The sequence below is a fragment of the Nocardia higoensis NBRC 100133 genome, assembly GCF_000308595.1.
Lineage (GTDB): Bacteria > Actinomycetota > Actinomycetes > Mycobacteriales > Mycobacteriaceae > Nocardia > Nocardia higoensis.
Genome location: NZ_BAGA01000065.1, coordinates 99,433 through 113,776, shown reverse-complemented (window position 1 = coordinate 113,776; position 14,344 = coordinate 99,433). Strand labels below are relative to the sequence as shown.

Genomic DNA, 14,344 nt, shown 5'->3' with positions numbered 1-14,344 from the left:
CCGGGACGGAGCGAGGCGGCCTGGCAGCGGCCGCCCCGCCCGGAAGTCACTAGGCCGGCGGCGGGGTGACCGAGATCGAGGAGCCCGAGCTCAGCATGTTGGCCAGGGCGGTGAAAAGTGCGGTGAGACCGGAGCTTCCGGATTCCATGTGGTGTTGATTCCTTCCGTGACGGACGCGCTCAGGCAGGCGTGCCCGGGATGTAGTTGATCGACGAGCCGCTGCCCAGGAATCCGAGAACGAGCTCGAGAATTCCGGCGATGTCCACGCCTTCCATGGCTGCATTCCTTTCTTGTCCCCCGGCTTCGGCCTTTAGGGTGGAGCTCCGTCGGTGCGCCACCGCGCCTCGGCGCCGGGGATCGTGTACCGCGACTGTCCGGAACCGTTCCCGGACACGGTGACGCCGATCTTACACATCATCGTTTCACTTTCCCCGGGTTTTGACGCCCGGGTAACTTCGCCGCACCGCGACGCGCCCACCCTCCCCTGTCCGAGGCGCTGACCAGCAAACATACGACGGCCGGCACGCAGAAGCGCACCGGCCGTCGACGCGGAATCACTCGTCCCGCCTGCCCTCTCACCCACGATCAGCGCAAGGCGGCTGCCTTCCTGGCCGCACGCTTGGCGGCGGCGTTCTCGGCCGGCTTCTTCTTCGCGGCCTTCACCGGGGCCGCGGCGTTCTCGGCAGCCGCTACCTTCCCCGCGCTCGTACTCTTGCCCGAGGCCGCCCGCTTCGCCGCGGCGCCCGACTTCGACGCCCCGGCCGCCTTCGCAGCAGGGGCCTTCTTCGCCGCGGGAGCCTTCTTCGGCGCCGGTCGCGCGGCCGTCGGGCTGCCGGCCGGTCGGGCGGGGGCCGCGGCCGCCTGCTCGAGCACTTCCGCCAGGAAGCGGCCGGTGTAGCTGGCCGGAGTCGCGGCGACGTCCTCGGGCGTGCCCTCGGCGACCACCGTGCCGCCGCCGGACCCGCCCTCCGGGCCCATGTCGATCACCCAGTCGGAGGTCTTGATGACATCCAGGTTGTGCTCGATGACGATCACGGTGTTGCCCTTGTCGACCAGACCGTTGATGACCATCAGCAACTTGCGGATGTCCTCGAAGTGCAGGCCGGTGGTCGGCTCGTCGAGGATGTAGACGGTGCGCCCGGCCGAGCGCTTCTGCAGCTCGGCAGCCAGCTTGACGCGCTGGGCCTCGCCGCCGGAGAGCGTGGGTGCGGGCTGACCGAGGCGGACGTAGCCGAGGCCGACGTCGACCAGCGTCTCCAGGTAGCGATGGATCGAGGTGACCGGCTGGAAGAACTCGGCGGCCTCGTCGATGGGCATGTCCAGCACCTCGGCGATGGTCTTGCCCTTGTAGTGCACCTCGAGGGTCTCGCGGTTGTAGCGCGCGCCGTGGCAGACCTCGCACGGGACGTACACGTCCGGCAGGAAGTTCATCTCGATCTTGAGGGTGCCGTCACCCGAACACGCCTCGCAGCGGCCGCCCTTGACGTTGAAGGAGAACCGGCCGGGCTGGTAGCCGCGCACCTTGGCCTCGGTGGTGGCCGCGAACAGGGTGCGGATCTTGTCGAACACACCGGTGTAGGTGGCCGCGTTGGACCGCGGGGTGCGCCCGATCGGCGACTGATCGACCCGCACCAGCTTGTCGAGATGCTCGAGGCCGTTGACGCGGGTGTGCCTGCCGGGCACCTGGCGCGCACCGTTCAGCTTGTTCGCCAGCACGGTGGCGAGGATGTCGTTCACCAGGGTGGACTTGCCCGAACCGGATACGCCGGTCACCGAGGTGAGCACGCCGAGCGGGAAGGACACGTCGATGCCCTTCAGATTGTGCTCGGTGGCGCCGACCACGGTGAGCGTGCGCGACCTGTCGACGGGGCGACGCACCATCGGCACCTCGATGACCTGCTGACCCGACAGATAGGCGCCGGTCAGCGATTCGGTGTTGACGAGCAGTTCCTCGTAGGGACCGCTGTGCACCACGCGTCCACCGTGCTCGCCCGCCAGCGGACCGATGTCGACCACCCAGTCCGAGGCGCGGATGGTGTCCTCGTCGTGCTCGACGACGATCAGGGTGTTGCCGAGGTTCTTCAGCCGCGTCAGCGTCTCGATCAGCCGGCGATTGTCACGCTGGTGCAGGCCGATGGACGGCTCGTCGAGCACGTACAGCACGCCGACCAGGCCGGAACCGATCTGCGTCGCCAGCCGGATGCGCTGCGCCTCGCCACCCGAGAGCGTGGCGGCGGCCCGCGAGAGCGACAGGTACTCGAGGCCGACGTCGAGCAGGAAGCCCAGCCGAGCCTGCACCTCCTTGAGCACCTGACCGGCGATCGCGGTCTCGCGCTCCCCCAGCGTGAGGCCGTTGAGGAATTCCGAGCAGGCGCCGATGGACAGCTCGCTGACATCGGCGATCGACTTCTTCTCCGCGCCCGCGGCCAGGGTGACCGCGAGAATCTCCGGACGCAGCCGCGCGCCCTGACAGACCGGGCAGGGCACATCGCGCATGTACCCCTCGTAGTGTTCCTTCATCTGCTCGGACTCGGTGTTGTCCATCCGCCGGTGCAGGAAGGGCATGACGCCCTCGAAGTCGGCGTAGTAGGAGCGCTTGCGGCCGTAGCGGTTGGTGTAGGACACGTGCACCTGGTCCGAGCTGCCCTCGAGCACCGCCTTGCGCGCCTTGACCGGCAGCTGACGCCAGGGGGTGTCCATCGAGAAGCCGATCGCCTCGGCCAGGCCCGACAGCAACCGGTTGAAGTACTCGGCGGTCTGACCGCGCGACCACGGCGCGATGGCGCCCTCGGCCAGGCTCAGGTCCGGATCGGGGACCACCAGCTCGGGGTCGACCTCCTTGCGGATGCCGAGGCCGGTGCAGTCGGGGCAGGCGCCGTAGGGCGAGTTGAAGGAGAACGATCGCGGTTCGAGATCCTCGATGTCGAGCGGGTGGCCGTTCGGGCAGGCCAGCCGCTCGGAGAAGCGGCGCTCCCGATCGTGGGCGTGCTCGTCGCGGTCCACGAAATCCAGCACGACGATGCCGTCGGCCAGCCGCAACGCGGTCTCGATGGAGTCGGTGAGGCGCTGCTTGGCGCTGGTCTTGACGGTGAGCCTGTCGACCACCACCTCGACGTCGTGCTTCTCCTGCTTCTTGAGCTTGGGCGGCTCGGTGAGCGGATAGACCACCCCGTCGACCCGCACGCGCGAGTAGCCCTGGGTGTTGAGCTGGTCGAACAGGTCGACGAACTCGCCCTTGCGGGTGCGCACCACCGGCGCGAGCACCTGGAACTTGGTGCCCTCCGGCATGGCGAGCACCTGGTCGACGATCTGCTGGGGGGTCTGCTTGGCGATCAGCTCGCCGCAGACCGGGCAGTGCGGGGTGCCCGCGCGGGCGTAGAGCAGGCGCAGGTAGTCGTAGACCTCGGTGATGGTGCCGACGGTCGAGCGCGGGTTGCGGTTGGTGGACTTCTGATCGATGGACACCGCGGGCGAGAGGCCCTCGATGAAGTCGACGTCCGGCTTGTCCATCTGGCCGAGGAACTGGCGGGCGTAGGCCGACAGCGACTCCACGTAGCGGCGCTGCCCCTCGGCGAAGATGGTGTCGAAGGCCAAGCTCGACTTGCCCGAGCCGGACAGGCCGGTGAACACGATCAAACTGTCGCGGGGCAGATCGAGGTCGACCCCTTTCAGGTTGTGCTCCCGAGCTCCGCGCACAGTGAGGCGATCGGCCACCAGGTGAGTCCCTTCTCGATCGGGTACAGCGAATGAACAGACATGACCCCCGATCGCCATGCTAGGCGCGCCCACCGACAAGTTCGCCGGATCGACGGCGCACATCACAGCCGCCACCCGATCGCGCCCCAGCACGATGCGGCCGCACGGCGAGCGGGATACGGTGGCCCGGTGGGAAATTCGTTCGAGCCGGCCACCGGCCGGTCGTCGTCCGGATCATCGGCACCGGGAGGCGTGCTCGGGGTGTTCCTGGTCGACGACCACGAGATCGTCCGGCGGGGCCTGATCGACCTGCTCGACAGCGATCCCGGTCTGCGGGTGATCGGCGAGGCCGGTGACGTCGCGAGCGCACGCACCGGCATCCGCGCGGCCCGCCCGGACGTGGCGGTACTCGATGTGCGCCTGCCCGACGGCAACGGCATCGAACTGTGCCGCGAACTGCTCGCCGAGATCGACGGGCTGCGCTGCCTGATCCTGACCTCCTACACCGACGAGCACGCCATGCTCGACGCGATCATGGCGGGCGCCAGCGGCTATGTGGTCAAGAACATCAAAGGCATGGAGCTGGCGGAGGCGATCAAGGCCGTCGGCGCGGGCCGTTCACTGCTGGACAACCGGGCCGCCGAAGCGCTGAAGGCGCGTCTGCGCGCGGACACCGGGCCGCTGGCCGGGCTCACCGACCAGGAGCGCAAACTGCTCACCCTGCTCGGTGAGGGACTGACCAACCGGCAGATCGCGGCCCGCATGTTCCTCGCGGAGAAGACGGTGAAGAACTACGTCTCGCGACTACTGGCCAAGCTCGGCATGGAACGGCGCACCCAGGCGGCCGTGCTGGCCTCCAAGCTGCGCGGGCTGTGAGCCGAGGCCCCTCGGCCTCGGCTCAGGCGGGCGCCACGATGGTCAGATCGCCGTCGTAGCGGCGGTACAGCAGCCGGCCGCGGCCGGTGCGGGCGTCGGTGAAGAACAGCAGCGCCTGCCCGCGCCCGCACAGGTGCTCGACCGCCTCGGATTCGGTGAGCACCGGCGCGGGCTCGGAACGCACCCGCAGCGGCACCGAGTCGAGCAGGTCCTGATCGCGCTCCCCCACCTGAGCGATGCTGCGCTGCCGGATCAATGTCACCCCGACCGGCTGGGTCCAGCAGACGATCGCGTCCTCGCCGGTGTCGGAGTCGGTGAACAGGTGGGCGTCGTAATCCATCGCGTCCATCACCGCGGCGGCCTCGGCGGGCGTGCCGATGAGCAGGGTGCAGCGCTTGCGGCGCACGATCGGGCGGGTGGCGGTCACCTCGGCCAGCGGCGGGCGGGCGGGATCGGGCCAGTCGCGGCCGCGGCGGGCGGCCAGGCGGGTCAGCTGGCGGTCCAGGCGCTCGACGGCGAAGGTCACCGCGAACCCGCGCGGTCCGGTGACCTGCACGCGAGCCGGTGTGTGCGGCAGGCGGACATTGGCCTGGACCACGTTCGGCCGGTCCCGGTCGTCGGCGCCGAGCGGAGCGGGCGCGGTGATGCGGACACGGGCGGGAACGTCGAGATGGTGACGACGCAACACCCGGCCGATCGCGCGCACCGCGCGGGTCACGTCCGCGGGCGCGACGTCGCCACGCGTCGTCACGGCCAATTCCGGATCTGCGGCACTCGACCAATGTTCGGACAACGACAGCGCTCCGGTCGCACCCATATGACACCCCTGCTCTCTCATCCCCGGTGGATCAGTCTCGCGGCTGCGGCGGTGGGGTGGACAGGGCCGAAAGTCCCCGATCCGGGGATTAGAATCGCCGTGCGCGGCGGATGCGCGCCGAGGGGACGGGGACGGCATGATCGACAGGGGTGAGAACCGGCATCCGGTGCGCGACAGCACTTCCCGTGCTCGCCTGCGCGAACTGCTCGCCGAGGTCGAGGACCGGGTGGAGCGGATCATCGATTCCCGCGACCGCATGGACGGACTCGTGGAGGCGATGCTCACCGTCACCTCGGGGCTCGATCTGGACGAGACCCTGCGCGCCATCGTCCGCACCGCCATCAGCCTGGTCGACGCCCGCTACGGTGGTCTCGCGGTACGCGACCGCGACAAGCAGGTGACGCAGTTCATCGAGGGCGGCGTCGCCGAGGGCGTGCGGGAACGCATCGGCCGGCTGCCCGCCGGGCACGGCGTGCTCGGCGCGGTGTTCCGCCGCAAGGACCCGTTGCGCATCGACGAGCTGGCCGGGCATCCGGAATCGGTCGGCTTCCCCGACGGTCACCCACCGATGAGCTCGTTCCTCGGCGTCCCGATCCGCATCCGCGACGAGGCGTTCGGCAGTCTCTATCTCACCGACAAGGCCTGCGGCGCGGCCTTCACCGACGACGACGCGGCGCTGGTCCAGGCGCTGGCCGCCGCCGCGGGCATCGCGGTCGACAATGCCCGCCACTACGAATCGGCGCGGACCAGGCACGCCTGGATCGAGGCCACCCGCGACACCGCCACAGAATTCCTGGCGGGCACCGACGCCGACGAGGTGCTGACCCATGTCGTCGAGCACGTGCGCGCGCTGACCGGTTCGCAGCGCTGCTTCCTGGCCTGCGTGCCCGACGGCCCGATCGCGCCGGGCGAGCCCACCGATCTGCTGATCACCTGCTGGTCGGGGCCGGGCGAGGGACACGAGGGCGCCGCGATCCCGGCCGAGGGCACCGTGCTCGGCGACGCGCTCGAGCGTCACCGGCCGCTGCGGTTCGAGGAATCCGCCGGGTGCGAGTTCGGCGTGCCGCTGCCCGACGCGGGCCCGGCCCTGGTGCTGCCGCTGTGCACCCCGGACACGACGCTGGGCGTGCTCGTCGCCGTGCGGCCCGCGGACGCCCCGCGCTATCCCGACGAGCTGATCGAACTGACCGCGGCCTTCACCGACCAGGCGGCGATGGCGATGCAACTGGCCGACGCCCAACGTCGGATGCGCGAACTCGACGTCCTCGCCGATCGCGATCGCATCGCCCGCGATCTGCACGACCACGTGATCCAGCGCCTGTTCGCGATCGGGCTGACGCTGCAGGGCGCGATGCCCAAGGTGGAGGTGCCCGAGGTCCGCAGCCGGCTCTCGGCGGTGGTCAACGAACTGCAGGAGGTCGTGCAGGAGATCCGGGGCGCGGTGTTCGATCTGCACAGCGACGACGACGGCGAAGGGCTGGCGCAGCGGCTCGAGCGCGCCGTGCGTACGCAGACCGGGGAGTCGGCGTTGCGGTCGACGGTGCGGGTGAACGGCCCGCTGTCGGTGGTCGACGGCGAGCTCGCCGATCATGCCGAGGCGGTGGTGCGTGAGGCGGTCAGCAATGCCGTGCGCCACGCGGGGGCGGACACGCTCACCGTCGAGATCACCGTGGACGATGAGCTGACGATCGTGGTCGGCGACAACGGCTGGGGCGTGCCCAAGCGGGTGGCGCGCAGCGGCCTGCGCAATCTCGAGCAGCGGGCGCAGAAGGCCGGCGGACGGTTCGAGATCGGCCCGGCTCGTGAACCGGGCCGGGGCACGCTGCCCGGCACGCTGTTGCGCTGGTCGGTCCCGCTGCCGGCGCAGGAGCGCAGCCGCGGCGAATAGGGCAGGTGTGCGTGGTCAGGCGGGTCCCAGTACCAGCACGGAATTGTGGCCGCCCATACCGAGTGCGGTTTTCACCGTGATGCCGCCCTCGAACGGCTGCGTGCCGTCGAGCAATCGGGGGTGGGCGGGCGCGACGACCGGCCCCGCGGGTACCACCCCGCGCTCGTAGACCAGCGCGGCGACGGCGATCTCCACGCCGGCCGCGGCCCCTTGGCTGTGCCCGGTGAGCGGTTTGAGCGCGTGCAGCCACGGACGGTCGCCGAACACGGTGGCGCTCAGGTCCCGTTCGGCCGCGTCGCACTGCGCGGTGCCGGTGCCGTGCACGTTGAGATAGGTCACCTCGTCCGGGGTCACGCCGGCCCGCGCGAGGGCGATGCGCGCGCACTCGATGATGTGTGCGTAGGTGGGTTCGATGGACACCACGTGGTGGGCGTCGTTGGTCATGGCGCCGCCGAGCACCGCCGCGTACGGCCTGCCCGGGGTGCGGGTGACCACGAAGGCCGCCGAGGCCTCGCCGAAGACGAAACCGCGGCTGCCCTCCTGGAAGGGCCGGCAGGCGGTGAGCGGGTCGGCGTCGGTGACCGCGGCGCCGAGCCGGACGAAATGCTCGACCATGTCCGGGGTGCAGGAGATGTCGGAGGTGACCACGACGACATCGTCGGCCAGTCCGGCCTCCAGCCACAGCTGCGCGGTGATCATGGCGACGCTGCCCGAACTACAGGCCGCGGAGACGTTCATCGACGGGCCGTGGAAACCGAACTCGCGCATGACCATCGCGATCGGCGTGGAGGGCAGCAGCGTCAGGTAGCCGCGAGATCCCCGGTGGCCACCGTCCACGGTGTAGAAATCACGCCAGTTGCGGACGTCGCCGAGCACGATCGCGTGGATGACGCCCACGGTCCGGCCGGGCTCCCAGCCACGATCCACGGCGTCGGTGACGGCCTCGCGCACCGACGCACGAACCGCGCGGGCGTAGCGGTAGTCGCCGGTCTCGGGGTCGCCGCCCTCGGGAACCAGCGCGACCCAGGCTTGTTCATCGCGCTCCGGCCCGTATCCCGGATGCAACGCGGCCGCCGATTTCCCGCTCAGCAACCCTCGCCACAGCGCCTCGACACCCCACCCGTACCCGGTGACGGCCCCTACGCCGGCGATCCGCATGCGCTGCCCCGGTCTCGGCCCGACCTCCGGCATAGCCCGCTCCTCCCCGGTTCCGGACACCGCTGCGGCCCGGAACCCCACCTTCCCATGATCCGTTGCCAGATGTAATGATCAAGTTCGGGGTGAATGCGAACTTCTGGGCGACAATATGAGCTGTACGACAGTCATAGCGGTGTGATCTTTTCAACCATAGCCAGGTCTACGATCGGGGGTCGACGAGGTGGGTGAGGAGCTTACGAACGACGCGTTCGACGCCGAGCAGCTCGCCCAGCGTTATCGGGCGCTGATCGAGCACACACCGGACGGGATCTGCGTGCACGAGCACGGAATCGTCGTCTACGTCAACCACGCGGCGGTTCGTCTGCTCGGAGCCCGCGACGCCGCCGAACTCGTCGGCAGGCCGCTCACCCGATTCGTCGACCCGGCCTCGGTGCCGGGAATGTTGCATCGCATCAGCAAACTCACCACCGCGGGCGCGGCCTCGGCCCCCACCGAGATGTTGCTGCGGCGCACCGACGGCAGCACCGTTCCGGTGGAGACCGTCTCGGTGCTCACGCCCTGGCACGACCACTACGCCTATCAGGTCGTCATCCACGACCTGAGCGCGCAACGCGCCGCCGAGGACGCCCAGCGCCGCGCCGAACAGCACTTCACCGCCGTGGTCTCACAGCTGGAAGAGGGCGTGGTGGTGATCGCGCGCGGCGGGGTCATCGAATCCGCCAACCCCGCCGCCCTGCGCATCTTCGGCGCGGTCGAGCACGCCGACGAGGTGGTCGGGCACGATATCGAGGACCTGCCGCTGGTCCTGCTCGACGCCAACAGCAAACCGATGCCGGTGACCGAGCATCCGATGGCTCGCACGCTGGCCACCGGCGAGCCGTTCACCGGCTATGTCTTCGGCGTGGACCGGCGCGACGGACAACGACGCTGGCTCACCGGCAGCAGCAGGCTGCTCAATCCCGGCGACCGCTACTCCTCGGTGGTGTCGTCGTTCTCCGATATCACCGAGTTCCGCGCCAGCCGCCGCCAGCTCGAGTACCAGGCCACCCACGACTCGCTGACCGGACTGGCGAACCGCTCGCTGATCCTCTCGCAACTCGCCGGGGCGCTCGCCGCCAGCAGCGACGACCTGCCGGTGGCCACCGTGCTGTTCATCGACCTCGACGAATTCAAATCGATCAACGACTCGCTCGGCCACGCCACCGGCGACACCGTGCTGCAGATCGTCGCCCAACGGCTGCAACGCGCGCTGCGGGCGGGCGATTCGATCGGCAGGCTCGGCGGCGACGAGTTCCTGGTGCTGCTGGCCGACGGCCCGGGCCGCGTCGACCTCGACGACATCATCGCCCGGTTGCGCGCCACCATGGCCGAGCCGATCATCGCCAACGGACACCGCATCGAGGTGCGCGCGTCCATCGGCGGCACCGTGCTGAGCCCCGGCGACCCGCGGACTCCGGAAGAGGTGCTGCACGACGCCGACGTGGCCATGTACCGGGCCAAGCCGCCCGGCCACCGCGACCGCTTCGGCGCTGCCCAGCATCGCGGCATCGACTCCTCGCACGTCTGCTGAGGGCGCCGCGTCCGAGAGCACATCGGCCGAGCCCCGCCGGACCGGGGCGGCGGTGACGGCGGGAGCGGCGAACTCCCAGTAGACTCGACAGCTCTGTTTTCCGCCGTGCGCACCTGCCTCGCGCACGGCGGCCCCGTGCAGCGCTTCCGCACCGGACAGCGGCATCGAGAAGGAGTTCACAGTGCCCGACCGCCTCCCCCTGGCCGGCGACACGACCGACGCCGCTGCCGAGCGCGACCGTGAGATCGCCCGCGAACAGGACTACCTGACGCTGCTCTACGACCGGCTCGACGGGATGCGCGCCTACACCCAGAACCGGTTGCGCACCGTCCTGCTGGAGAACAGCGGCGCCCCGCAAGCCCGCAGCGAACGCGAATCGTTCACCCAGCTCTACACCGAGGAGCTGACCAAGTTCGACGCCGCCGAGCACGGGCTGTGTTTCGGCCGCATAGATCTGGCGGCCGAGGGCGAGGAACCACGATATATCGGCAGGATCGGCATCCTCGACGAACGCGACGACTACGCCACCCTGCTGCTGGACTGGCGCGCTCCGATGGCCCGCCCGTTCTACCTGGCCACCACGGCCGCGCCGGACGGGGTCACCCGGCGCAGGCACATCCGCACCCGCAACCGCTCGGTCACCGCGATCACCGACGAATACCTCGATCTCGACGCCGCCGAACGCGCGGGCATGGTCGACTCCGGTGGCGGCGTCGGCAGCGAGAGCGCGCTGCTGGCCGCCCTCAACGCCGCCCGCACCGGGCACATGACCGACATCGTCGAGACCATCCAGAGCCAGCAGGACGCGATCATCCGCTCCGAACACAAGAGTGTGCTCGTGGTCCAGGGCGGGCCGGGCACCGGCAAGACGGCGGTCGCCCTGCACCGCGCCGCGTACCTGCTCTACAACTTCCGCCAGCAGCTGGCCAAGTCCGGCGTGCTGATCGTCGGCCCGAATGCCACCTTCCTGGACTACATCGGCCAGGTGCTGCCCTCGCTCGGCGAGACCGGCGTGCTGCTGTCCACCATCGGCGACCTGTATCCGGGCGTGAAGGCGACCAGGGCGGACTCGCTGCGCGCCGGCGAGATCAAGGGTTCGCTGCGCATGCTCGAGGTGCTCAAGCAGGCCGTGCGAGAACGCCAGGAGGTGCCCGCCCAGCCGATCGCGCTGTCCTTCGACGGCTATCCGGTGACGCTGGACAAGAAGATCGCCACCAAGGCGCGCGGGCGGGCCCGCTCCTCGCGCCGCGCGCACAATCTCGCCCGGCCGATCTTCGCGAACTCCGTCATCGACGCGCTCACCGAGCAGCTGGCGCAGACCATGGGCGCGGATCTGTCCGGCGGGCCGAGCCTGCTCAGTCGCGCCGATCTGGCCGAGATCCGCGACGAGATGAAATCCGATCCCGCCGTCCAGGCCGCCATCGCCCGGCTGTGGCCGCTGCTGACTCCGCAACAGGTGCTGGCCGATCTGCTCGCCGACCCTGACCGCCTGGACAAGGCGGGCCGCTCGCTGGAGCCGGTGGAACGCGCCGAGCTGCTGCGGCCGGACACCGGTGAATTCAGCGCCGCCGACGCTCCGCTGCTCGACGAGCTGGCCGAGCTGCTCGGCGTGGACGACGCCGAAGAGCGGGAACGCGCCCGCAGGCGCTGGCGGTCCAAGATCGCCGAGGCACAGGACGCGCTCGACATCCTCACCGGCTCCGCGCCGCAGGATCTCGAGGACGATCTCGATCCGGAGATCCTGATGGCCTACGACCTGATCGACGCCGCCCAGCTGGCCGAACGCCAGGACGTGCGCGCCAAGCTCACCGCCGCCGAGCGCGCGGCCGGGGACCGCACCTGGACCTACGGGCACGTCATCGTGGACGAGGCGCAGGAACTTTCGGAGATGGCATGGCGGATGGTCATGCGGCGCATTCCGAACCGGTGGATGACGGTGGTGGGCGATGTGGCCCAGACCGGCGACCCGGCGGGCGCGTCGTCCTGGCAGGAGGTGCTGGAACCGTATGTCGCCAAGCGCTGGAAACTGACCGAGCTGACCGTCAACTACCGCACCCCGTCGGAGATCATGGCGATCGCCGCCGACGTGCTGGCCGCCATCGATCCCACGGCGAGCGCGCCGCGCTCGGTGCGCGACTCGGGGCATCCGCCGGTCGCGTACCGGGTCGGACGCGAGCAACTGGCCGCGCGGGTCGCGGAGGTGGTGGCGCAGCGGCGCGGACCCGGCACCACCGCGGTGATCGCGCCGGCCGACACGACCACCGAGCTGGCGGAACTGGACGGCGAGTCGGTGCGGGTGCTGACGGTGCAGCAGGTCAAGGGCCTGGAGTTCGACGATGTGGTGCTGGTGGAACCCGCGGGGCTGATCGCGGAATCCCCGCGCGGGCTCAACGATCTCTACGTGGCGCTGACTCGCGCCACCCAGCGGCTGATCGTCGTGCACAGCGCCGATCTGCCCGAGGTGCTCGCCGCACTGGACTGACCCCGGAAAAAGGCGAGCTCCGCATCCCGGACGCCAGGATGCGGAGCTCGCCCGAGCGGAGGCGGGTCAGCGCACGGTGTGCACGATCAGCACATCCGAGCGCGACTTGCGCGCGACATCGGAGGGCACCGAGCCGAGCAGGCGGCCCGCCAGCGTGTTCAGACCCCGGTTGCCGACGACGAGCAGATCCGCGTCGGTCTCCTTGATCAGGCTCAGCAGCGACTCGACGGGTTCACCGACGATCGGGCGCTCGACGATGTCCTTCGCGCCCGCCGCCGCGGCCTTGTCGCGGGCGATGCGCAGGATCTCGGTGGTCGGAGCCGACCCGCGGACCTGGTAGGCCTCGTCCTTGAGCACATCGGCGGCGGCGGCGATCTCCCGGTCGTCGGTCGGGTAGTAGGCGCAGGCCACGACGAGGGTGGCTCCGGCGTCGGCCGCCAGCGCGGCGGCCTTCTCGACTGCTACATACGACGAGTCCGAGCCATCGGTACCGACGACAATGGTCCGGTAGGCGGTCATTTCTCCTCCAACTATGCGGGTCGGGTACCTGCGCTCAGCACTCCCGGCATGTCGGGCACCGGCGCGGCGACTGAACCGACGATAGCCCCTCCGGGTGCGAAAACTGCATAATTCGCAACACATCACAGTCCGTCATGTCGCGGTGGCACCGATTCCGGACCGGCCGTGTTTGTGCCGGGCACCGACTCACCAGGGCGAATCGGAATTGTCCTGGGCGCATGCTGTGAACAGTCACAACGAATCCGAAGTGGCTTGGCACGCTGGGACATTCATCACAGGAGCCGAAATCGCGGCGCACGTCGCACGCGACCGGGCGCCGCGACGCCGAGCCCCTTGACCAGTCCTGTTACCGCGACCACAGACCCTCGCGGGCCATTGTGAACCCCGCCACGGTCAACTCTCGCGACCTCCCGAAAATCGCCCGCTCGAATTACCCGCCGGTGCGCTGAACCGTATCGGGCGCAAATCCTCCGACAGCGACCGAGGAATGCCGCGCATACTCCGAGGGCGACATTCCGATCTCTGCGCCGAACTCACGAGAGAAATGCGCTTGATCGAAATAGCCGAGTTCCACCGCCAGCCCGGCCAAATCCGTGACATCGCCGCGGGCGAGCAGATCCGCTCCGTCCTGCAGGCGATAGCGGCGCAGCACCCACTTCGGGCTCGCCCCCACATACCGGGCGAACATGCGTTGCAGCGTGCGGACCGACACTCCGAATCGTTCGGTCACCTGGTCCACCCGGGTCAGTTCGCGATCGTGTTCCATTGCCGCCACGATGCGCAGCACCAGGCGATACGTTTCGTCCGGCTCGACCGCCTCGGCCGCGAGCCACTGCTCCACCAGCGCGCGGCGCACCTCGTCGTCGTCCTCGGCCAGCACCCGCTCGCCGAGATCCCCCACGTCCGGAAACACCTCGCGCAGTTCGACACTGCGGTCGCGCAGCGCACCGACATCGGATCCGGTGTAGGCGCCGAACCCACCGGCGCGGAACCGCACCCCGAAAACGCGGCCCGCGCCGGTCAATTCGCGAATGTAGCGGGTGGTGGTCACGCCGGTGACGAAGGCGCCGGTGCGGGTCGCGCTGCGTTCGAAGGTCAGGTTCACGCAGGGGAACGAGAGCACCTCGGCGCGATAGGCGGGCCGGTCGCGCAGATCCCAGTCGACCAGCCAGTACCACTGCACGAACCGGCCCGCCGACGGGCCGGGCGACAGCCTGCGCAGCCGGCGATGCCGGGACTGCTCACGCGGATGCAGGATGCCCTTCTCCCCCGGATCAGTCTCCACGGCGCGCTCCCGCGGATTGTCGCCTTCTTACAAGCCCGCCGCGGCCCGGCCCA

General features: G+C 69.9%; 9 protein-coding genes. 4 read left to right on the top strand and 5 right to left on the bottom strand.

The genetic code is table 11. From position 1 onward, the window contains the following. Positions 1 to 585: 585 nt before the first annotated feature. Complete coding sequence (gene uvrA, locus ON26_RS09130; protein ID WP_040795573.1) at positions 586 to 3,714, bottom strand: excinuclease ABC subunit UvrA; 3,129 nt, start codon at positions 3,712 to 3,714, stop codon at positions 586 to 588. A 234-nt stretch (positions 3,715 to 3,948) separates the two neighbouring features. On the opposite strand from uvrA, the gene ON26_RS09125 reads away from it, so the two are divergent. After that, the gene (locus ON26_RS09125; RefSeq protein WP_040795572.1) at positions 3,949 to 4,572 is read left to right on the top strand and encodes a response regulator transcription factor; all 624 of its coding nucleotides are present in this window, start codon (positions 3,949 to 3,951) and stop codon (positions 4,570 to 4,572) included. 22 nt (positions 4,573 to 4,594) lie between these two features. Here the strand turns inward: ON26_RS09125 and ON26_RS09120 are convergent, their stop codons facing one another. Next, positions 4,595 to 5,323 (bottom strand): sigma 54 modulation/S30EA ribosomal C-terminal domain-containing protein, encoded by a 729-nt coding sequence (locus ON26_RS09120; RefSeq protein ID WP_245545782.1) that lies wholly within the window; start codon positions 5,321 to 5,323, stop codon positions 4,595 to 4,597. 202 nt (positions 5,324 to 5,525) lie between these two features. Here ON26_RS09120 and ON26_RS09115 point away from each other — a divergent pair, with 202 nt between their 5' ends. After that, entirely contained in the window at positions 5,526 to 7,277 is a 1,752-nt protein-coding gene (locus tag ON26_RS09115; RefSeq protein ID WP_040795570.1) for a sensor histidine kinase, read from the top strand. Positions 7,278 to 7,292: 15 nt separating this feature from the next. On the opposite strand, the gene ON26_RS09110 is transcribed toward ON26_RS09115, so the two are convergent. Then, the gene (locus ON26_RS09110) at positions 7,293 to 8,468 is read right to left on the bottom strand and encodes a beta-ketoacyl synthase N-terminal-like domain-containing protein (RefSeq protein ID WP_245545781.1); all 1,176 of its coding nucleotides are present in this window, start codon (positions 8,466 to 8,468) and stop codon (positions 7,293 to 7,295) included. A 187-nt stretch (positions 8,469 to 8,655) separates the two neighbouring features. Between ON26_RS09110 and ON26_RS09105 the strand changes: the two genes are divergently transcribed. Then, entirely contained in the window at positions 8,656 to 10,005 is a 1,350-nt protein-coding gene (locus ON26_RS09105) for a diguanylate cyclase domain-containing protein (RefSeq protein WP_040795568.1), read from the top strand. Between the two features lie 181 nt (positions 10,006 to 10,186). Continuing rightward, on the top strand, positions 10,187 to 12,487 hold the full coding sequence (locus tag ON26_RS09100) for a HelD family protein (RefSeq protein WP_083883958.1): 2,301 nt from the start codon (positions 10,187 to 10,189) through the stop codon (positions 12,485 to 12,487). 66 nt (positions 12,488 to 12,553) lie between these two features. Here the strand turns inward: ON26_RS09100 and ON26_RS09095 are convergent, their stop codons facing one another. Then, the gene (locus ON26_RS09095) at positions 12,554 to 13,006 is read right to left on the bottom strand and encodes a universal stress protein (RefSeq protein WP_040795567.1); all 453 of its coding nucleotides are present in this window, start codon (positions 13,004 to 13,006) and stop codon (positions 12,554 to 12,556) included. 430 nt (positions 13,007 to 13,436) lie between these two features. Continuing rightward, on the bottom strand, positions 13,437 to 14,291 hold the full coding sequence (locus ON26_RS09090) for a helix-turn-helix domain-containing protein (RefSeq protein WP_051026855.1): 855 nt from the start codon (positions 14,289 to 14,291) through the stop codon (positions 13,437 to 13,439). Between the last annotated feature and the right edge of the window lie 53 nt (positions 14,292 to 14,344).

Excerpts from the sequence above, each read along its gene's own strand:
- ON26_RS09110 (WP_245545781.1), bottom strand. The coding sequence starts at position 8,468 with ATGCCGGAGGTCGGGCCGAGACCGGGGCAGCGCATGCGGATCGCCGGC.
- ON26_RS09095 (WP_040795567.1), bottom strand. The coding sequence starts at position 13,006 with ATGACCGCCTACCGGACCATTGTCGTCGGTACCGATGGCTCGGACTCG.
- ON26_RS09115 (WP_040795570.1), top strand. The coding sequence starts at position 5,526 with ATGATCGACAGGGGTGAGAACCGGCATCCGGTGCGCGACAGCACTTCC.